The sequence below is a fragment of the Geodermatophilus sp. SYSU D00703 genome, from assembly GCF_054050155.1.
In genome coordinates this window covers 12397-33693 of record NZ_JBJGYU010000019.1, presented here as the reverse complement: position 1 = coordinate 33693, position 21297 = coordinate 12397, and the positions used below count along the sequence as shown (strand labels likewise).

The 21297-nt window shown below is 71.7% G+C and carries 14 protein-coding genes and 1 pseudogene; 7 read left to right on the top strand and 8 right to left on the bottom strand.

Annotated elements, in window-relative coordinates; all coding sequences use genetic code 11:
• From fdh to ACI782_RS17230, 7 genes and pseudogenes are all read left to right on the top strand, one after another.
• A pseudogene (fdh, locus tag ACI782_RS17260) lies at positions 1-3291 on the top strand (formate dehydrogenase).
• A 157-nt stretch (positions 3292-3448) separates the two neighbouring features.
• Positions 3449-4513 (top strand): 4Fe-4S dicluster domain-containing protein, encoded by a 1065-nt coding sequence (locus tag ACI782_RS17255; RefSeq protein ID WP_456911300.1) that lies wholly within the window; start codon positions 3449-3451, stop codon positions 4511-4513.
• Positions 4514-4553: 40 nt separating this feature from the next.
• On the top strand, positions 4554-5594 hold the full coding sequence (nrfD, locus tag ACI782_RS17250; RefSeq protein WP_456911299.1) for an NrfD/PsrC family molybdoenzyme membrane anchor subunit: 1041 nt from the start codon (positions 4554-4556) through the stop codon (positions 5592-5594).
• 769 nt (positions 5595-6363) lie between these two features.
• Complete coding sequence (locus ACI782_RS17245) at positions 6364-7881, top strand: polysaccharide deacetylase family protein (protein WP_456911298.1); 1518 nt, start codon at positions 6364-6366, stop codon at positions 7879-7881.
• A 52-nt stretch (positions 7882-7933) separates the two neighbouring features.
• Positions 7934-9118 carry a glycoside hydrolase family 5 protein gene (locus ACI782_RS17240; protein ID WP_456911297.1) on the top strand — a complete coding sequence of 395 codons (1185 nt, stop codon included), beginning with the start codon at positions 7934-7936 and terminating at the stop codon, positions 9116-9118.
• A 370-nt stretch (positions 9119-9488) separates the two neighbouring features.
• Complete coding sequence (locus ACI782_RS17235; RefSeq protein ID WP_456911296.1) at positions 9489-10229, top strand: hypothetical protein; 741 nt, start codon at positions 9489-9491, stop codon at positions 10227-10229.
• Between the two features lie 111 nt (positions 10230-10340).
• Complete coding sequence (locus ACI782_RS17230; protein WP_456911295.1) at positions 10341-11591, top strand: glycosyltransferase; 1251 nt, start codon at positions 10341-10343, stop codon at positions 11589-11591.
• 32 nt (positions 11592-11623) lie between these two features.
• Here ACI782_RS17230 and ACI782_RS17225 read toward each other — a convergent pair whose 3' ends face one another.
• From ACI782_RS17225 to ACI782_RS17190, 8 genes are all read right to left on the bottom strand, one after another.
• On the bottom strand, positions 11624-12277 hold the full coding sequence (locus ACI782_RS17225) for a phosphatidylserine decarboxylase (protein WP_456911294.1): 654 nt from the start codon (positions 12275-12277) through the stop codon (positions 11624-11626).
• A gap of 149 nt (positions 12278-12426) precedes the next feature.
• Positions 12427-13665 (bottom strand): carboxylate--amine ligase, encoded by a 1239-nt coding sequence (locus ACI782_RS17220; protein WP_456911293.1) that lies wholly within the window; start codon positions 13663-13665, stop codon positions 12427-12429.
• Positions 13658-15223, bottom strand: coding sequence for a hypothetical protein (locus ACI782_RS17215; protein WP_456911292.1), 1566 nt, complete (start codon positions 15221-15223; stop codon positions 13658-13660). Before ACI782_RS17215 ends, ACI782_RS17220 begins: the two co-directional genes overlap by 8 nt.
• Before the next feature lie 105 nt (positions 15224-15328).
• Complete coding sequence (locus ACI782_RS17210) at positions 15329-16774, bottom strand: hypothetical protein (protein ID WP_456911291.1); 1446 nt, start codon at positions 16772-16774, stop codon at positions 15329-15331.
• Between the two features lie 8 nt (positions 16775-16782).
• Positions 16783-18210, bottom strand: a complete 1428-nt coding sequence (locus tag ACI782_RS17205) for a hypothetical protein (RefSeq protein WP_456911290.1) — start codon at positions 18208-18210, stop codon at positions 16783-16785.
• Positions 18211-18302: 92 nt separating this feature from the next.
• A complete protein-coding gene (gene murJ / locus ACI782_RS17200) occupies positions 18303-19898 on the bottom strand; it encodes a murein biosynthesis integral membrane protein MurJ (RefSeq protein ID WP_456911289.1) in 1596 nt (531 codons plus the stop codon).
• 80 nt (positions 19899-19978) lie between these two features.
• Positions 19979-20635 carry a sugar transferase gene (locus ACI782_RS17195; protein WP_456911288.1) on the bottom strand — a complete coding sequence of 219 codons (657 nt, stop codon included), beginning with the start codon at positions 20633-20635 and terminating at the stop codon, positions 19979-19981.
• Between the two features lie 77 nt (positions 20636-20712).
• Complete coding sequence (locus ACI782_RS17190; protein ID WP_456911287.1) at positions 20713-21288, bottom strand: acyltransferase; 576 nt, start codon at positions 21286-21288, stop codon at positions 20713-20715.
• Positions 21289-21297 lie beyond the last annotated feature (9 nt).

The window sequence follows — 21297 nt, the reverse complement described above, 5'->3', positions numbered from 1 at the left end:
GTGAAGACCTGGCTCGATGCGTGGCCGGTGTTCCGGCAGCTGACCGGCCCCGATCCCCTGGGACGCGGCAGGGCCGCCCGCAGCAAGGCGACCGAGAACGTGGTGAGCCGCACCGCGACGGCCGACCGCGTCGTGCAGAGCGTCTGCCCCTACTGCGCCGTCGGCTGCGGGCAGCGGATCTTCGTGGAGGACGAGCGGATCGTCCAGATCGAGGGCGATCCGGACTCGCCGATCAGCCGCGGCCGGCTGTGCCCCAAGGGCAGCGCGAGCAAGCAGCTGGTCACCAGCCCCACCCGGGTGACGAAGGTCCGCTACCGCCGTCCGTACGGCACGGAGTGGGAGGACCTCGACCTCGACACGGCGATGGAGATGATCGCCGACCGCGTGCTGGAGGCCCGTCGCAAGGGCTGGCAGGACGACAACCAGGGCAAGCGCGTCAACCGGACCATGGGAGTAGCCAGCCTCGGAGGGGCGACCCTCGACAACGAGGAGAACTACCTCATGAAGAAGCTGTACAGCGCCCTGGGCGCGATCCAGATCGAGAACCAGGCGCGCATATAGCACTCCGCCACGGTCCCCGGTCTGGGGACCTCGTTCGGACGTGGCGGTGCCACCAACACCCTCGAGGACCTGGCGAACTCCGACTGCATCGTCATCGAGGGTTCGAACATGGCCGAGTGCCACCCGGTGGGCTTCCAGTGGGTGTCGGAGGCCAAGGCGCGCGGCGCGAAGATCGTGCACATCGACCCGCGGTTCACGCGGACCAGCGCGATCGCCGACCTGCACGTGCCGATCCGCGTCGGCACCGACATCGCGTTCCTCGGCGGGCTGATCAAGTACGTCCTCGACAACGACCTGTACTTCAGGGAGTACGTGGTCGCCTACACCAACGCCGCGGCGCTGGTCGGCGAGGAGTTCGTCGACGTCGAGGACCTCGACGGCCTCTTCTCCGGGTTCGACCCGGAGAAGAGCACCTACGACGAGGCCAGCTGGCAGTACGAGCCGGAGGAGCCGCCGCACTCGGGGTCGGACCACCCAGGGAAGGCGTCCGAGCAGGAGGCCGCCGAGCAGCACCCCGACGTCAGGAAGGCCGACCGCGCGCAGGCCGCCGGCAGCGGCGGCCCGCCGATCCCGAGCAAGCCGAAGCGGGACGAGACGCTGCAGCACCCGCGCTGCGTCTTCCAGGTGCTCAAGCGGCACTTCGACCGCTACACGCCCGAGATGGTCGCCGAGGTCTGCGGCATCGAGCCGCAGGTCTTCCTTCAGGTCGCCCGCTGGATCACCGAGAACAGCGGCCGTGACCGGACGACGGCCTGGGTGTACTCGGTCGGCTGGACGCAGCACAGCGTCGGCGCCCAGTACATCCGCACCGCGTCGATCCTCCAGCTGCTGCTGGGCAACATCGGCCGGCCCGGTGGCGGGATCATGGCGCTGCGCGGGCACGCCAGCATCCAGGGGTCGACCGACGTCCCGACGCTGTTCAACCTGCTGCCGGGCTACCTGCCCATGCCGCACGCCCTCCAGCACCAGACGCTGGAGGACTACGTCGCCGATGCCGCCGGCAAGGCCGGCTTCTGGGGCAACAAGCGCACCTACACGGTCAGCCTGCTCAAGGCCTGGTTCGGGGATGCCGCGCAGCCGGAGAACGACTTCTGCTTCGACCACCTGCCCAAGATCGACGGCGACCACAGCTCCTACCGGACGATCGCCGACATGATCGAGGGGAAGGTCTCCGGGTACTTCCTCGTCGGGGAGAACCCGTCGGTCGGCCACCCGAACGGCCGGATGAACCGCTTCGGCCTGGCCAACCTCGACTGGCTGGTCGTGCGCGACCTGCAGTTGATCGAGTCGGCGACCTTCTGGAACGAGTCCCCGGAGATCGAGACCGGCGAGCTGGCGCCGGAGTCGATCGCCACCGAGGTCTTCTTCCTGCCCGCGGCCTCGCACGCGGAGAAGGAGGGGACCTTCACCCAGACCGAGCGGCTGCTGCAGTGGCGGCACAAGGCCGTGGACCCACCGGGCGACGCCCGCAGCGACCTGTGGTTCTACTTCCACCTGGGCCGCATCCTGCGGGAACGGCTGAGGGACTCCACCGACCCGCGGGACCGCCCGCTGCTCGACCTCACCTGGGACTACCCGACGCACGGGCCGGAGGCCGAGCCCAGCGCCGAGGCGGTGCTGCGCGAGATCAACGGGGTGGGCCCGGATGGCCGCGCCGTCTCCGGGTACATGGAGCTCGCGGACGACGGGTCGACGTCCTGCGGCTGCTGGATCTACTCGGGCGTCTACGCCGACGAGGTCAACCAGGCCGCCCGCCGCAAGCCCGGCCGCGAGCAGGGGCCGGTCGCCTCCGAGTGGGGCTGGGCCTGGCCGTACAACCGGCGCGTGCTCTACAACCGGGCCTCGGCCGACCCCGAGGGGCGGCCGTGGAGCGAGCGGAAGAAGTACGTCTGGTGGGACGCCGAGGCCGGCCGCTGGGTCGGTGAGGACGTCCCGGACTTCGAGGCGCAGAAGCCGCCGTCCTACGTGCCGCCGGAGGGCGCGCGGGCGCAGGACGCGCTCGCCGGGACCGACCCGTTCGTCATGCAGGGTGACGGCAAGGCCTGGCTGTACGCGCCCGCGGGGCTGGTCGACGGCCCGCTGCCGACGCACTACGAGCCAGCCGAGTCCGTCGTCGAGAACGCGTTCTACAAGCAGCAGGCCAACCCGACGATCGAGCGGATCGAGGGGCCGTGGAACCGGGAGAACCCGCCGCGTAGCGAGGTCTTCCCGTTCCAGGTGACCACCTACCGGCTCACCGAGCACCACACCGCCGGGGCGATGAGCCGCACGCTGCCGTACCTGGCCGAGCTCCAGCCGGAGTTCTTCGTCGAGGTGAGCCCGGAGCTCGCCGAGCTGCGCGGGCTGCGCAACGGCGAGTACGCCACGCTGGTCAGCACGCGGACCGCGATCGAGGCGAAGGTGCTGGTCACCGAGAGGATGCGGCCGATCCGGCTGCGCGACGGCACGGTCGTGCACCAGATCGGCATGCCGTACCACTGGTCCTACAGCGGCATCGCCACCGGTGACTCCGCCAACGACCTGCTGGGCATCGTGCTCGACCCGAACACGCACATCCAGGAGGACAAGGTCAGCACCGCAGACATCCGGCCCGGACGGCGGCCGCGCGGGCCGGCCCTGGTGGAGTTCGTGGAGGACTACCGGCGGCGGGCCGGGGTGGCGTCCGGACGGGTCGGCCGCAACGGCCGTGACCCGGTCGAGGCGAACGCCGGGGAAGGGTCGACGCTGTGAGAACGACGGGCGAGCGAGCATCGCAGGGAGATGCCCGGAGCCGACGGGGAGTGAGCATCGCAGGGAGCGCCAGCGACCGAGGAGCGGAGCGACCGCGGAGGCGACTGATGGCGTCGACCGAGGAGCGGAACGAGTCCGGAGTCGAACGGGGTGCACTGTGACCTCGATCAGCTCGGCGAGCCCCGCCTTCACCGGCCGGGACCCGGAGAACCGGCTGTTCGGGCCGCTGCCCGACGTCCAGGCGGAGGCCGGGTACGGCGCCGACCACCCGGCGCGCGTGGGCTTCTTCACCGACACCTCGGTGTGCATCGGCTGCAAGGCCTGCGAGGTGGCGTGCAAGGAGTGGAACCTCCTGCCGATGGACGACTCGCACGGCACGCGGGACGTCATCGGGCTGTCCGGGATGTCCTACGACAACACCGGTCAGCTCGGCGCCAACAGCTGGCGGCACGTGGCGTTCATCGAGCAGAGCCGCCCGGTGGACCTGCCGATGCCGACCTTCGGCCGGCCCGGCGACGACCGGCAGGGCGGCGGGCCATCCCCGTCGAACGCGACCGGTGACAGCCTGGCCGAGGCGCAGGCCAGCGTGCTCAACGCCGAGGCTCTGAGCGAGTACGACCCGCAGACGGGGCAGTCGGGCACCGACAAGCAGGTCCGCTGGCTGATGAGCTCCGACGTCTGCAAGCACTGCACGCACGCCGGCTGCCTGGACGTGTGCCCGACCGGGGCGCTGTTCCGCACCGAGTTCGGCACGGTCGTCGTCCAGGGCGACATCTGCAACGGCTGCGGCTACTGCGTGCCGTCCTGCCCGTACGGCGTCATCAACCAGCGCAAGGGCGACGGCCGGGTGTTCAAGTGCACCCTCTGCTACGACCGGTTGACCGACGGGCTGATGCCGGCGTGCGCCACGGCGTGCCCGACCCAGTCGATCCAGTTCGGCAACCTCGACGAGTTGCAGGCCCGCGCCGACGCGCGGCTGGCCACGCTCAAGGCGCAGGGCGTGGAGACCGCCCGGCTCTACGGGCGGGACGAGAACGACGGCGTCGGCGGCAACGGCGCGTTCTTCCTGCTGCTCGACGAGCCGGAGGTCTACGGCCTGCCGCCGGACCCGGTGGTCACCACGCGCGACCTGCCGTCGATGTGGAAGGCGGCCGGGGCGGCCGCGGCGATGATCGTCGGCGTGGCGCTGTCGGCCGTGCTCGGCTCGCGGAGGCCACTGTGACCCGGCCAAAGTGGCCACAAAGGCCGTCGGAGGTGGGTGCGTGACCGAGGGGATCACGACCCCGGGGGCGGGCTGGCGGCGGGCCGGGGGCTCGGACGTCACGGCGAACGGCAAGCGCCGCCGGCGGCGGGGCGGAGGCCGTCCCGGTGGCGAGGTGCCGATGGTCGAGGAGGCCGAGTTCACCTCGTACTACGGCCGCCCGATCATCAAGCCGCCGGTCTGGAAGAGCCCCGACGTCCCGCTGTACCTGTTCCTCGGCGGCGCGGCCGGCTCGTCGTCGATCCTCGCCGCCTTCGCCGACCTCACCGACCGGCCGCAGCTGACCCGGGTGACCCGGCTGGTCTCGGGCGGCGGGGCGATCGCCTCGGTGGTGTTCCTCGTCCACGACCTCGGGCGGCCGGAGCGGTTCCTGCACATGCTCCGCGTGCTCAAGCCGACCTCCCCTCTGTCGGTGGGCACCTACATCCTGTCGCCGTTCAGCGCAGCGGCCGGCGCGACGGCGGCTGTCGAGCTGCTCGGCTGGTTGCCCGGGCTCAAGCGGTTCGGCGGCGCGGTGGCGGCGCTGTTCGGTGGGCCCCTGGCCACCTACACGGGCGTGCTGCTGGCCAACACCGCCGTCCCGTCGTGGCATGCCGCGCACACCCAGCTGCCGTTCGTCTTCGGCGCGTCCGGGATGGCGGCCGGTGGCGGTCTGGCGATGGCGCTGGTGCCTGTGGCGGAGGCCGGCCCGGCGCGGAAGATGGCCGTCGCCGGCGCGGCGGTCGAGCTGGCCGCGATGCACCGGGTGGAGACCGACCACGGCATCGTCAGCGAGCCGTACCACGAGGGCCGGCCGGGGGCGCTGCTGCGCGCGGCGAGGGCCTGCACCGCGGCCGGCGCGACGCTGACCGTGGTCGCCGGACGGCGGAAGCTGGGTGCGGTGGCGTCGGGCGTGCTGCTGGCCGCGGGCTCGCTGCTGACCCGGTTCGGCGTGTTCGAGGCGGGTCTCGTCAGCGCCCGGGACCCGAAGTACACGGTGGTGCCGCAGCGGGAACGGCTCAACGCACGGCAGAACGGGCACGCCCCGACGATCACCCGCTGAGCCGGGACAGCACGAGGAGAGGGGGTGCAGCCCGACCCGTCACCCGTCAGCTCGTTTCGGTGAGCCGTCCCAAATGACCTGCCCCGCCTGGTTGTCGTCTCGGTCGGCAGGTACCTGGCCGTGGTCTACCGGCGGCCTCCTTCGGGATGGATCTTGGAGCGGGTCAGCCCGACGGGACGCCGAGGTGGGGTGCACGAGGCGTAGCTGGCTTCTCCGGTGGACCGGTCGCGCATACCGGTCGGTTCGGTCCAGTACGCGGTGCTCGCCACCGTCTGGGATGATCCCGAGCTGGTCCACGTGTAGCGGGTCCCCGGGAACTGGCTGCTCGTAGCGAGCGCCGCCAGCGCTTGTCGCCCCCTGCGGTGTAGGTGTCGCCGGAGCATGCCTTGCCTCGGGGCCTTCCTCGGTGGCGCGGTGCGCAGGTATGGTGCACGGTCCACGGGGACCCGCCCATGACGAACCAGTCGGTTGCTGACGGCCCGCCGGGCGACCTGGACCGGCGTGCAGCCACCAGCTCTCCGGTGATCCGCCAGGAGACAGCGGTATGAGCTCTTCCGGACGTCCCGGCCGTTCCGCGCCCCGCTCCCAGCCCCATGATCGGCGTCGGGTGCTGAGCCACGTGCCCGTGTGGCTACGGTGGACGATCCTGGTCGTCCTCGTCCCCAGCGTCGTGGCAGCCTCCGTGTGGGCCCTCACCCGGACGTCGGGACCTGCCGCGGACGGCAGGGGCAACGCGTCGGGATCACCCCCGGGCGGTCTGCAGGGCACCGTGGTCTCCCTGACCTTCGACGGCGGGAAGGCGAGCCAGTATCGCAACGCCAGACCCCTGCTACGCCAGTACGACGTGCACGGCACCTTCTACGTGCCCACCGGCCCGATCGATGCCAACGGCCCCTGCTGCATGACCTGGCAGCAGGTCCAGCAGATGTACCGCGAGGGGGACGAGATCGGGGGCTCCGCCAAGGACGCTCTCGACCTCACCGTCCCCTCCCCCGATCCCGCCCGGGACTTCGCCGACAAGCAGGAGCAGGTCTGCGGGGCTCGCGACAGACTCGCCGGACTTGGCCTGGACCCGCGCAGCTTCGCCTACCCGGCCGGCAAGCACACGTACGAGTTCCCTGCCGGCCAGGGCTCGCTGGCCGACCTCGTCGCCTCGTGCGGGTACTCATCCGGACGCGTCATCGGCGGGTTGTTCGACGACCAGGGCCCGGCCGCGGCAGCCATCCCGCTCCCGCCGGACGAGCCCTTCGTCGTGCGCAACCCCGATCGGCCCCAGCCGTCCCCGATCACCCTGGAGGAGCTGCAGCGCTCGGTGACGGCGGGCGCGGGTGACCGCCACTGGATCCCGCTGGTCTTCAACGAGGTGTGCCACTCCACGGACTCGTCGTACGAGTCCTGCATGTCCAGCGTGAAGCCCGTCGATGACGCCGTGCTGTCGGCCTTCCTGCGGTGGCTGCACGACGCCGGCGCCGCGGACGGCGCCCCGGCGGACACGACCGTGCGGACAGTGCGCGAGGTGATGGGGGCGCCGCCGCAGCCTCCGCTCCCCGCACCGAGTACGGTTGTGTCGCTCACGTTCGACGGCGGCCAGGCCAGCCAGAAGCTGGCGGCTGACGCGCTGCGCGCGCACGGGATGCACGGGACCTTCTTCGTCAACACCGGGCTGATCGACGGGGACAACCCTTACCTCGGGAGCAACCCGAACCACCTGAACTGGGAGGAGCTCTTCCGCCTGCTCATGCAGGGCCACGAGATCGGCGGCCAGACGTCGGCTTACGTCGACCTCACTGATCCCCGGATCCCGGAATCCGTCAAACGTGACGAGATCTGCCGGGATCGGACCCGCCTGTGGCAGATGGGGTTCGACCCGCAGAGCTTCGCCTACCCGTTCGGGAAGGTGGACGAGGCGGCCCAGCAGTTGGTGGAGTCCTGCGGCTATCGGTCGGCCCGGTCGACCCAGAGCGCCTCCCCGGAGGAGGCGGTCGTCCCCGACACCATCCCGCCGGTCGACCCGTTCTCCACGCGAGCGGTCCGTGTCTCCGGCAGCGGTTCCTTCTCTCTCGACGACCTCCGGCGGACCATCGTCACGGCAGCCGACGCCGGTGGCGGCTGGGTGCAGGTCGCGCTCCACCGCCTCTGCAGGTCGGGCGATCCGGGGTTCGTGGACTGCATGGCCGACGGGGTGGACGAGGGCGCCTTCACCGCCTTCCTGGACTGGCTGGAGCACCATGCGCCCCCGGGGACGACGGTGAGGACGGTCCGGGACGTCGTGGTCGACGGCCCCTGAGCCGCTGTGCTCTCCCACGTCGTGGCCGTCGTCCAGGCGAGAGGAACAGCCGATGTCCCACCGCACGCACCGGATGGCCGCGGTCGTCGGGGTGCTGATGCTCGTGGTCGTCGGCGCAGCGTCCGGGACGAGGTGGTTCGTCGACTCCACACCGTCCCCGGGCTCGTCGCCGGCGGCCGTGACAAGCGCCCGGGGCCACATCACCGCCCTCAGCGTTCACGGCAACCAGCTCGTCGACCAGGACGGCGCTCCTGTCCGCCTGCTCGGCTTCAATCACTCCGGCGCCGAGTACGCCTGCGTCGAGGGGTGGGGCATCTTCGACGGCCATGCAGCGCAACGCACCCGCATGTCGGCGTCGACGGTGGCCCGGATGGCGACCTGGAGGGGCGCGAACACCGTGCGCGTGCCCCTCAACGAGCAGTGCTGGCTCGGGCTGGGGGTGCAGCCGGCCTACGGAGGAGCCACGTACCAGGAGGCCATCCGCCACTACGTGCGTCTCCTTCGTGACCACGGCTTCGTCGTGGTCCTGGACCTGCACCGCTCGGCGCCAGGTCGAGCGCGCTCGCTCGAGCAGGAGCAGATGCCGAGCCGGGAGCACAGCCTGGACTTCTGGAGCGAGGTCGCGGCCACCTTCGAGGACGACACTGCGGTGGTGTTCGATGTGTTCAACGAACCGTTCCCGTTCGACGAGGTGAACAGCCGCCGTGCGTGGTCGTGCTGGCGCGACGGCGGCTGCGAGCTGCCGTCGCGGAACGCCTCCCGGACCTACGTCGCTGCGGGCATGAACGAGCTCATCGCAGCCATCCGCGCGGCTGGAGCGCGCAACGTGATCGCCGTTGGCGGCATCGACTGGGCCTCCGCTCTCGACCGGTGGCTGGACTACCAGCCCGCCGACCCCCTCCACAACCTCGTCGCCTCGTTCCACGCCTACCCGCACAACCGGTGCGCGGACGTCCGGTGCTTCGACACGGTGCTGGCCAAGGTCGCATCGGTGGTGCCGCTCTACGCGGGGGAGGTGGGCCCCGAACTGGACGAGAACTGCAGACCGACGCACACGGCCGGGGCCGGGTTCTCCGAGCAGGCCTTCGACTGGCTGGACGCTCATGGCGCCAGTTACACGGCGTGGACGTGGAACGTCTGGGACGACTGCGCCTCGCTCATCTCAGACGACGACGGGACGCCCACCCCGGTCTGGGGCAGAGAGGTTCGGGAGAGGCTGGCCCGGAACAGCGAGTGACGGTTGCAGCGGACATGACCGCCTCACGAATGGTGATCGTCCAGGTGTCTTGCGTGCGGGCCTCACCGGGGAACGCGATCCCGGGAGAAAGCAATACCGAATCAGCTCTCATTCTGTGCCGGGCCCCTTAGTGTCCCCGAACCACCAGACGGCCGACGTCGCCATCCACCGCCGGCTCAGTGAAGGAGCCGTGGCATGGCGCCTCCGAACCCAGGAGGAATTCGTGAGCACCCACGCCGGGAAGGGTTCCGAGATGTCCGGGCTCCACCTGCCTCGGAGCCACGTCGAGAGTGTGCCGCGCCGGCCCAGGACTCCGCTGTCCCGACGTCCCAGTGCACTGGGGCGGGCTCGGCACCTCACGCGCACCTGGGTGAGCGCCCAGCCAGCGCTGTACCTGCCGCTCGCCCGCAGGCGCTATCCCGGGCCGACGCCGGAGGTCATCGCGCCGGACACCGAACTGGTCATCGACGGGTACACCCGTGCGGCGAGCACCTACCTGGTCTACGCCTTCCAGCTCGCCCAGGAGCGTCCGGTCCGGCTGGCCCATCACCTGCACGCTCCCGCGCAGATCATCGAAGCCGTTCGACGGGCTCTGCCGACGCTCGTGCTGGTGCGGGAGCCTGTGGAGTCGGCTCTGTCGCAAGCGGTGCAGGAGCCGCACGTCACAGTGCGGGACGCGCTGTTCGCCTACGCCCGCTTCCACGAGCGGCTGCTCCCGTACCGGGACTCGTTCGTCGTGGCCGACTTCGAGGAGGTGACCCGGGACGCCAAGCCTGCGGTGCAACGGCTGAACGACCGCTTCGGGACGGCGTTCCGGCTGCCGGCCGTCGAGGACGACGAGCTGGTGACGGAACTGGTCCGGCTTCGTCCGACGGACTGGCCGATGATCGCCTTCGAGTCAGGCAGGGTCTCCAGGGCAGAGGTCCTCGCGGTGCTGGCCGATCCCGAGAGGCGGCCCCCACCGGCTGCGGAGCCCGATGAGTGGGTGCCGTCGGAACGCCGGCGGCTGGCCAAGGACGCCCTACGCGCCGAGCTGGAAAGGCCGCAGCTGAGGGGGGTGCGCCGGCGCGCGGAGGAGGCGTACACGGCGATCCTCGGCATGGCCGGCTAGCGGATCCGGAGGCAGGTCGTGAGTCGCTTCACGCTCAGCCGCAAGGACGCCCTGCACGTGAGGCGATCGCGGAGGAGGGCGGTTGCCGATGTCCGTGATCGCCCGGAGGTGGTGGCGCGGGGGACGTCCCCGGTCGGCCGCGTCTGCCTGGTGCGCCATTGCGCCTACTACGAGCTGGACATCCGCCGGGAGGCCGAGGCGTTGCGGGACGCGGGGTTCGACGTCGACATCGTGTGCCTGCGAGAGCCGGGCAAGCCGGCTGTCGAGACAGACAACGGCGTCACCCTCCACCGGTTGCCCCTGGCCCGCAGACGGGGCGGTCCGCTGGCCTACGTGCGGGACTATCTCGCGTTCTTCGTAGGGGCGTCGGCCGCGGTCACGCGGCTGCATCGGCAACGTCCCTTCCAGGTGGTGCAGACCCATTCCATGCCGGATTTCCTGGTCTTCGCCGCGCTGGTCCCGCGCCTGCGCGGAGCCAAGGTCGTCGCGTTCATGCAGGAACCCACCCCCGAGCTCGGGGAGACGAAGTACGGGTCTGCCCTGCTGGTACGGCTCCTGCGGCTCATCGAGCAGGCCGCGATCCGCTTCGCGGACCTCGTCGTCACGGTGACCGACGACCTCAAGGAGGCGTACGTGGCGCGGGGCGCGGACCCGGACAAGATCGTCGTCGTGCTGAACGGCCCGGACGCCCGGCACCTCCTCGAGCACAGCACCGGTGCGGCTCCCGATCGCGAGTGGTTCACCGCCGTGTGCCACGGCTTCGTGGACGAGCGGTACGGCCACGACACGATGGTGCGCGCGGTGCGGCTGGCACGGGATCGCATCCCGACCCTCCGCCTCCGCATCACGGGAGCCGGGGAGTACGTGCCCGAGCTGGAGCGGCTCATCGAGGAGGAGGGGGTGCAGGACCGCGTCCAGTACCTCGGCTGGCTGGAGCTACCCGCTCTGGTGGCGGAACTGTGCGCGGCCGACGTCGGGATCGTCGCCCAGAAGTCGTCCCCGTACTCGAACCTGGTCCACACCAACAAGATGTACGAGTACATGCTCCTGGACATCCCGGTGGTGGCCAGCCGGTTGCGGTCGACGGCGCGGTACTTCGGGGACGACGCCGTGCAGTACTTCGAGCCGAGTTCCGCGGAGAGCCTCGCCGACGCGCTCGTCGGTCTCCACGAGGACCCGGATCGCCGGCGGGCCCTGGTGGCTGCGGCCCGCGAGCGCTGCCGCGCCTTCGGCTGGACGGCGCAACGGGAGATCTACCTGTCCGCCTACGCCGCTCTGCTCGGCGGCGAACTGCCGGGCCGGCGGGGGACGGCGTCGGAAGACGAGGCCGCCAGCCGGCCGTCGCGTGCCGGCGCGGGCTGACCGGGCTTGAGGGCCGCCGCCACCGCCGCCGCTCAGGGCTCCGGTGTCGACAGTCGCGCGACGATCGTCTCGCCCGCTCGGACCCTCTGCCCCGGCTCGACCAGCACGTCGACGTCTCCGCGGGCCGGGAGGACGAGGTCGACCTGCGAGCCGAAACGGATGACGCCGATGCGCTGGCCTATCGCGACGTCGTCACCCTCTCGGACGAAGGCAACGATGCGACGCACGAGCCGCGAGGCGATGAGTACGACCGCCATCTGCGTACCGCGGTGCTCGAAGAGCATCGTCGCCCGCTCGTTGACGAAGACGGCGGCTGGGTCCTTCAGAGACCTGAACGGGCCGGGGAACTTCCGCTGCGCGAGGACCCGGGCGCCCACCGGCGCCCGGTTGACGTGGACGTCGAGGAAGCTCAGTGCGATCCCGATGATGATCGCCTCGTCGACGTCGAGAGGCGTGCGGACGAGCTCGTCAAGCCGGTACGAGCGTCCCTGCTTCTCGGACACCGGGACCTGCCCGTCTGCTGAGCGCTTGACGTAGATGATCTGGCCCTCGGCGGGGCTGACCACGATGTCCTCGCCCTCGGGCGCCGTGCGCTCGGGGTCGCGGAAGAAACGCCAGAGGACCACCGCCGCGGCGAGTGCCAACGTCACCGCCGCAACGAGCGCTCCGCCGAGCAGGCCGGCCACACCCGCAAGGTGCATGAGTGCCCCGGAGAGGACCGTCAACCCGACGAGTGTGACGGCCGCTCGCACGACCCCCAGCTCCCACTTCCAGGCGAGCGGCAGTCCGGCGGCGAGGGCGACGAGCCCTCCGATCAGCGTGATCTCGATCATGGTCAGTAACCCCGCGTTGCAGACAGGTACGGCAGGACCGCCAGCTCCGCGATCGCGGGCAGCGGATCGTCGCGGCTGAAGGCCGCCTCTGCGGAGAGGCGGCGGAGCGAGCGCAGATAGTCCCGCGGCGCCAGGTCGCCGTGCATGATCTCGCGCATCGCCGTCGGCGTGTCGGTCAGCAGGCGGATCCAGCGCACTCCCGGCCGTCCCCGACCTGCCTCCACTGGACGGCCGACCTGGTCGGCGTACAGGATCCAGGGGAAGTCCACACCCGCTGCCCGGCCGATCGAGTGGTAGCCCCAGGTCCGCGCGTTGACGTCCAGGAGCTTGTGGCGCCCGTCGCGCTCGTCGAGCATGAACTCGGCCTCCACCAGGCCGTAGAAGTCCAGCGACGCGAGGAAGCGCGTCGCGTGCTCCTCCACCTCAGGCGCCTCGACCGTCTCGACGTAGGTGCTGTGCCGGCCGAAGTCCGGTGGGTGCTGGCGCCAACGCCTCGACACGAGCGCCGCGGGTGCCTGGCCGTCCTTGAAGAACGCGCAGAAGGCCAGGCGGTGGCGTCCGTCGCCAGGTAGCAGCTCCTGGACCATGACCTCACCCGCGCCGACGATGGCCGTGGCGGCCTGCCAGCGGCTGACGAGCTCCTCGCGGGTGTCGGCCCGCCAAGCCTTGTCGCCGGTCGCGTAGATGAAGTGCTCTTTGATGGAGGGCTTGAGGACCACGGGGAGGTCCGCGCGGTCGGCGACCTCGTCGAGCTCCGCCCGGTCGCGCGGCCACCAGGTCCGGGCGGTCGGGACGCCGACGCGCTCAGCATGCTCCTGCATGAGGCGCTTGTCCCACGCCCAGCGGACGACGTCCCACGGCGGCGTGGGCACGCGGAACACCTTGCCGAGCTCGTCCCGGTGGCGCGAGCAGGCGGCGACCGTCTCCTCGCGCGTGGGGAAGACCACCCACCCGTCGAGGCCGTGCGACCGGCCGATGTCCAGCAGCGCATCCACCGTCCGGCCCTCGTCGCGCAGATCCGCCGTCCGCACGGCCGCGGTCGTGTAGCGCGACAGCGGGGCGATCGAGAGTTCGCTGTCGACGACGCACACCGGCACGCCGCGCCGGCCCAGGCTCCGCACGATCCCGAGCCCCTGGTAGTCCCCGCCGATGACCAGGGCGCCCGGAACACCGGAGGGGAGTCCGCGTTGCCGGGCGGTCCAGCGCGACGGACGGCGGTGTACGCGTGCCACGTCAGCCATTGCGTGCCCCTCCTCGTGTCGTCCCCACCGGATCCGCGGTCGGCCGCACGGAGGGGGCGGCCTGCACGGATGCGTGCCGGCCGGGCTGGGACGCCGTCGGTCCGGCCAGCGGAGCCGTGAAGCAGATCGCCGCCTCACCTGCAGCGGCACCCACCACCCGCCACGCGCTCCCGTCCCAGTCCACGGACGACTCAGCCCTCCTGCGCCACCAACCGCTCACCTCGGCCGGCAGGGGCCGCCACACGCTGGGGTCGGTCGCGAAGTGCGCGAGGAGTTGCTCGTAGGCCGCCAGCACGGGCCCCTGGAACGCGTAGTCCGGATGGGTGATCAGCAGCGCCAGCCCCCCACGCGCTCGGATGAGCTCGGCCTTGTCGATCCACGGCTGCCCGTCGCGGGCGCGGAGGATCACGAACAGCGTGTGGTCCTGCGGCAGTGTGATGGGCAGTTCGACGACGGGCCCGTTGGAGAACGGCAGCCAGCTGCAACACCCCCCGGCTTGTGGCTCGAAGGGATCGCTGTCCGGGGAGGACGAGTCGTACTCGAACGGCAGCGTGGACATGACGTCCCAGTCGCGATGGGTCGCCGGGGAACGGAAGCCCACGGCGCCCCAGCGCTCCGCCCATCGGCGCATCTCGGGCAGCCGGCCCGGGAGCTCTCGGGGGTCGAGGTCCCGTCCGTCGTGGAGGAGCCCGTGGATTCCCACCTCCTGCCCACTGCGCTGGAGGTCGGCGACGAGCGCGTCGTCGACCGTGTAGCGCCCCGGCACGAGGTTCCACGACGCTCGGTGAGCCGCCCGCCGGTCGACGTCCCGCAGGACCGGGATCTGGCGCACGCCCACCTCGGTCTCCACGTCATGGGTCAGCACCAGCGCCCACGACCGCCCCTCCGGCCAGGGGGCGAGCCACGGCACCGGTCGCCCAGCGAGCGTCGCGGCCCACTGCAGGACCAGGTCGAAAAAGCCGTGCAACGACTCCTCGACCGGCCACCGGGGGAAGGTCCTGCGTCGCTGTATCCGGCTGGCCGCGCGTCGCAGCGCGATCTGCAGCGGCCGCGGCAGCACGGGCCGCACGATGTAGTAGGCGCGCACCGCGACCGCCATCGCCCCGGATCCAGTGCCGGTGTCGGCGGGATCGACGTACCGCTCGCTCCAGAAGCGGGTGATGATCTCGTCCGGGTCGAAGGGCAGGGCGATGTCCCCCCCGGAGGAACGCCGGACCGACGCGAGCACCCCTCCGTCCTCGGCCCGCAGCTCCTCGGCTCGCCGCCACGACCGGTCGGACCCGGTCAGCGCCGCGTCCAAGAGGTGGTCGGGGAGCACGTGCCCGTGCAGCACCAGGTCACCCATCCGGAACCGCACGACCCGCCCGGCGACCGCCGGCTGCGCTCCTTCGAGGACCGGCCAGACCAGGACGGGGCGGCCGGCGCCCGCGGAAGGGGTGAGCCGTGCCCAGCGGATCCCCGTCATGTCCGGACCAGGGGAGATCTCCAGGCCGGGATCGACGTCGTAGGGAACGCGGAAGTAGTCGAAGGCGAGAAGGGGCTGCGTGGACCTGAACACTTCCAGACCTCTCACTCGGGTGGGGCGGGAGAACGGGCGCTGCGCGACCGGATCCGCAGCGCCGGGTGCAGCGGCGTCCCGGGGGTGGAGGCGGTGTGCATCGGGCTACCCCGCCTCGGGGATCCGGGTGTGCTCCTCCGGCCGGAGGGCGCCGGGCCGTTCTGCTCTGGACGCCCCGCCGTTCGGGACGGCGCCTGCCGAGGGGGCCGGCCCCGGCGCGCGGAGGTCCCCGGAGCGTCGGGGGGCGCGGCCCGAGCGGCGGGTCAACTCGCAGAGGACCCCTCCGAGGAGGCGCGCCGGGAGTTCGGCCAGCTCTGTCATCGCCGCGCGGACGTCCTGGCGCCTGGTGCCACCCGTGCTCACCACGAGGACGAGCAGCTGGGAGTGGGCGGCGAGGGCGGAGGTCTCAGCAGCGCGGAGCACCGGTGGCGCCGCGACGACGACATCGTCCACGTCAGCAGGAACCGCGCTGATGAACCTCTGCACGGCTCCCTCGTCGAAGAGCTCCCCCGGGGTCGAGGGGATGTCGGCGCTCGCCGGGAGCACCAGCAGGTTCGGGACGGGGGTGGCCCGTACCGCATCGGTCAAGGGCACGCGACCGGCCAGGACCCCGCCGAGGCCCCCGTCGTCCGGGACGGCGAACATCTCGCTCAACCGCGGACTGCGCAGGTCCGCCTCGACGAGGAGGACCTTGTCGCCGGCGAGCGCGAGCGCTGCCGCGGTGTTGGCCGCCACGTGGGCGGCGCCGTTGTCCCGAGCCGGGCTGGTCATCAGGACGATGGCAGTGCCGGCGTTGCCACCCCGAGCGGCACGGTGGACCTTGCCGCCCAAGATGCGGCAGGCCTCCGCGGCCCCGGACCGGGGGGCCGCGAGGACCACGGGCTGGGCGCCGGCGTAGGCGGCTTCAGTCGCGGTCAGCGGGACGGTGGCCAGCAGCGGCAGACCGGTGCGCTCGACGAGGTCGCGCGGCCCCCGGACGCGATCGTCCAGCCGATCTCTGAGCAGAGCGCTGCCGATCCCCAGCAGCAACCCGACGGTGAGCCCGGCCGCACCGTTGAGCAGGTAGTTCGGCTGGCTCGCAGAGGGGGGAGTCGGGGCGGTGGAGATGATGGCCGCCTGTGGGGCCCGGTACGCGGCATAGGCCTCCGCGAGCGCCTGGGCACAGTCTCGCGCCGCGGAGGCCGTCGTGCTCGTGTGGTCGATGACCAGCACCGTGCTGTCCGGGGGGACCGTGACGGTCGTATCCCGCTGCAGCTGCTCCACGGGCGTCCCGGTCACAACCGCAGCGGACGAGGTGACCACGCTCGAGAGGACGACTTCCTGCTCAGTCTCCATGTTGGGCGTCACCGGCGTTCCGCCACTGGTCACTGACGGGTTCACCAGGACGTGGGCCTGCGACCGGTAGACGGGGTGGTGGAGGGCCCAGGAGAGGATGCACGCGCTCGCCGTCGCCAGGAGAGTGATCGTCAGGATCCAGCCCAGGTGAACCGTGATCAGCGGGCCGTCGCGTCGGGCGCCCACGGAGAGCCGGCCTGTTGGTCTGTCGGTCATCGGAGTCCTCACACCCCTGCCTGCTGCCCTCGACGATCGCGCCCCCGAAGGCGCTCGTCGTGCTGGTCGACGTCCAGCGGTCGATCGGTCGCGGGGGATCGGCGGCGTCCGGCCGCGACCGTGAGCGCGAGCAGCGCGAACAGCTCCTCCGCCGAGCCTCGATAGGTGACGTGCGGGTCGAAGACCATGAGGACCGTGACGACCACGACGCCGACGAAGGCAGCGGTGGCCGCGGCACCAACCGCGTCAGGGCGGCTCCGAGCCACGACCCAGGCGCGCGCCGCCGCCACATACGTGAAGAAGACGTAGGAGGCCAGGAGGGGGATGCCGCCACCCCACAGCAGCCAGGTGTGGCCGCTCTCGATCCACACCCATCCACTGAACTGCGTGGGTGCCGGCACGCGGGCGCTCGGCCGGACCCCGAGCAGGACGTTGCCGTGCGAGAACAGCTCCGGCCAGAAGTAGGTGCGCAGGTTGTGTAGCCGGGCCAGCCAGCTCTCCGGCATCCCCGAGGCGAGGGAGAAGCCCTCGAGGCGGACGGCGATCACCGGCCAGACCGCCACCGCCCCGCCCGCAGCGAACACGCCGAAGATGCCCAGAAGCGCGAACCGGGCGGTCGCCAGAGCCAGCGCGACCATGCCCACGACCAGGCCGAGGATGCTCGCGAACTGGCCGGCCGCCAGGGTCCCGAAGACGAACAGGCCGGCGGCGGCGCCGGAGAGGACCGTGAACCGCCGGTCGCGGAGCCACAGCGCGGTGACGATCGCGAGATTCATGATCATCAGGTCGGCGGTCGCTGCCGGCAGCGTCAGCGTCGAGCCGCCCCGGGCCTCGCTCGACACACCGACCTCGCTGTAGTAAGTCGCCAGGAAGCCGCGCACGCCGAACAGGCCGAGGCTCTGCAGGATCCCGATGAGGGCGACGACGCAGCCCGCGGCCACGGCCACGACCAGGCAGGTGCGGACCTCCCGGTCGCTGCGGACGCTCGCCCTGACGACGAGGTAGAAGGCGGCGAGCTTCCACAGGACCAGGCTGTAGGACAGGTCGTCACCGCTGATCTCTCGTCCCCGCACGACCATCATCGCCAGCGGGAGGACCGAGTTGGTGACCGCCATCAGCAGGATGGCGACCTCCACGGCATCCATCCGCAGCCGCTGGACCTGGCCGGACCGGAGCCGGAGCAGCCAGCGGGCGGCCAAGGTGGCCCCGAAGACCGCCAGGAGCCCTTCGTGCGGCCGGAGCAAGGGGAGCACCACGCCGCGGTCGATCCCCACGACGAGCGGGGTCACGCCGATCAGTAGGTAGGCGGCCGTCGCCGGTCGCACCCACACCAGCGTCGCGAGCCCGGCCACGGCGCAGGCGCCCAGGGCCAGCAGTGGCTGGTAGGCCACGGCCAAGCCCGCGGCGCAGGCGGCGACGAGAACGGTGGGCTCCACCGCGGCCCGGAGCCACGGACGAGGGGCGGCTGCCGCGGCCCTCGCAGTGGCCGTCCGCTCTGTGCTCCACGGCGGGACCAGGATCCGGGCCGTCAACCGAGGTCACCTCCGGCTGCGCCCGCCCTGCTCCGCAAGCGGCCGAGACCACCGGTGACCCATGCCAGTTCCGGGGCCCGCCACCACGCCTGCACGAGGAAGAACACCGCCGCGCCCACGAGCGCCGCTGTGACGGCAGTGATCAGCCAGCCGGGGCGACTGTCGATCCAGCGCGGCACGAGGAGGCTGACCGCCCACGCCGGCGGGACCATCAGCACCGTCCCGGCAGCCACCCGGCGCACGCAGGGCACGAGCCGGTCGGCGACCTTCCCCGTGTCCCTGCTCAGGCGGACGCCCAGGTGCGCGGCGCCGGCGAGCGTCGCTGCGCTGAAGGACAGGCCCACGACGGTCAGCACGTTGGCCGGGGCGACGAAGAACGTGCAGCTCGCCAGGGGCCCGAACACACCGGCCTGCACCGCCATCGACCGCAACGGCGTACGGGTGTCCTGGCGGGCGTAGCACGCGTACGAGAGGACCTGGAAGAGCCCCTGGCCGACGACCGCCGGCGCGAAGGCGGCGATGGCCGTGGCGACGAGGTGCACGCCCGCGGTCGAGCCCATCCGGCCAACCGAGACCACCTCGGCCAGCGGCCGGGCGAGGAGGACGTAGCCGACGGCTGCCGGCACGGCCACGAAGAGGATCAGCGCGACGCCCCTGGTGAAGGCGTCCTGGAACTGTCGGCGGTTCCCGTCGGCGTGCAGTCGCGCCAACTGCGGCAGGAGGGACAACGCCACCGGGGCCGCTCCCAGGGCGACCACGAGCTGGTAGAAGGTCATGCCCATCTCGGCGGCGACCACCCCCCCGGGCACCCGGTTGGCGAGGAGGAGCACGGCGAGCATCTGCAGGGCGGCCAGTGCCGCGACCCCCATGGCTGGCATCGCCCGCCGTACGAGCGCCCTCACCTCGGGGTCCCGCCAGCCCGCCCGGGGACGGAGCGTCACGCCGGCCCGTCTGGCTCCCCACCACTGGACCGCAGCGTGCACGAGCACCGCCGCCGTCGCGCCGCAGCCCAGGAGCACCAGTTGCCCGCTGGGGACGCGGTCGATCGGGTCGGTCGAGCCGTACAGCACGGCCGTCACGCCGAGGATTGCGAGGAGCACGAGGTTCTCCAGCGCCGGGGCGGCGGCGCCCAGCGCGAAACGTCGGCGGGCGTTCATCACCGCCACCGCAGTCCCGGCCACTGCGTAGAGCAGGACCTGGGGCATCAACAGCAGGAGCAGCAGGCGGCCGACGCGCTCCTGGGCAGCGCCCGCGTTCTGCATCCCGAGAGCGCTGAGCCGGAGCAGCAGCGGGGCCACCAGGACCGCGGTGCAGGCGGCCAGTGCCAGGCCTGTCAGGGCCACTCCGAGGAACCCCCCGGCGATCCGCTCGGCCGCGCGACGGTCGCCGCGTTCCAGGGTGGCGATCAGGGGCGGCACCAGCAGGGACGAGAACAACGAGCCGGCGAGGAACCCGTAGTAGACCAGGTTCGGCAGGGAGTTGGCGAACTGGAAGGTGTTGCCGAGGACAGTCGGCCCCAGTACGGCACCGATGGCGGCGATGCGCAGGAACCCAGTGAGGCGGCTGACCAGGGTCCACCCGGCGATCGTCACGGAATCGCCGGCGGTGGCGACCGCGGCTGCTTCGCCGTCCCTCTCGCTCGCCTCCGGGGGACCGGGCCGGCCCGGGAGGTTCACTCGACGCCCTCGCGTGCCAGGACGACAGGGATCGTGCGGACGAGGATCGCGAGATCGAGACGGAGGGACTGCCGCCGCACGTACTCGACATCGAGGTCGAGAGCCTGGGTCATGGTCAGGCGGTTGCGGCCGCTCGTCTGCCACAGTCCGGTGATCCCCGGGGGGACCGCGAAGCGCTCTCCGTGCCGGGGGTCGAACAGCGCGGCCTCCCACGGCAGCACCGGACGCGGTCCCACCAGGGCCATCTCGCCGCGGAGCACGTTGATGAGCTGGGGCAGCTCGTCCAGGCTCGTGCGGCGCAGCCAACGGCCGAGCGGGGTGATCCGAGGATCGTTGACGAGCTTGAAGACGCCGTCGGCGCCCCCAGGGGCCACGGCCGGGTCGGTCAGCAGCGCACGGACGTACTCGCGGTGCGGACTGTCGTCACAGTCGACGTACATCGTGCGGAACTTCAACATCACGAACGGCCGGCATCCCTGGCCGAGTCGTGTCTGTCGGAAGAGGACCGGCCCTCGAGAGGTGAGCGCCACGAGGACCGCGATCCCGGCCATGACCGGTGACAGGAGCACGAGGCCCATGCCGGCGATGGCGAGGTCGAGCAGGCGCGAGGTGGGAGAACGCCGCGGCGGCGCGCCGGTGCGCGGGGCCGGCATGGGCCGGTGTCGTTCCCCCCGGGTCGGGACGCTGGTGCTGCTGGGGGCCGGGCGTGACGGCGAGAAGCGCTGGGGGTTCAAGACCACGATGTGCTCCGCGCCAGCCGGTAGGGGGACGCTGACCCGTCGGTGGCCTGCACTCTGAGGTCGATGTCCGTCAGCTCGTCGATCGAGCCTCGCACCACGGCGGGGTTGCCGTAGGCGACGCAGCGCTCCGGGAGGTCACGGGTCACGGTCGCCCCGGCGCCGACGAGGGCGCCGGCACCGATGCGGACGAAGGGCAGGATGGTCGCGTTGACCCCGATGCGCGCGCCCGCGCCGATCGAGGGCCCGGACATGACGCGCTCCGAGGCCGCGTCGCCTGGATACAGGTCGTTCGCGATGGTCACCCCGGGGGCCAGGAAGGCGCCGTCGCCGATCTCGGTGAACTGCGCGACGTAGCAGTTGCAGTGGATCTTCACGCCGTCGCCGAGGCGGCAACCGTAGTCGATCACCGAGCCGGTCCAGATGCTGACGTCGTCCCCGATCCGGCACTGCTCCCGGATGACGACGTGGTGCCCGGTCTCGAGGTGCGCTCCGATCCGGGATCCCCGGTAGAGGACGGTCCCACTGCGCAGTCGCGCGTCCGAACCCAGTACGAGGGGCTCTTCCACCAGGCGTCC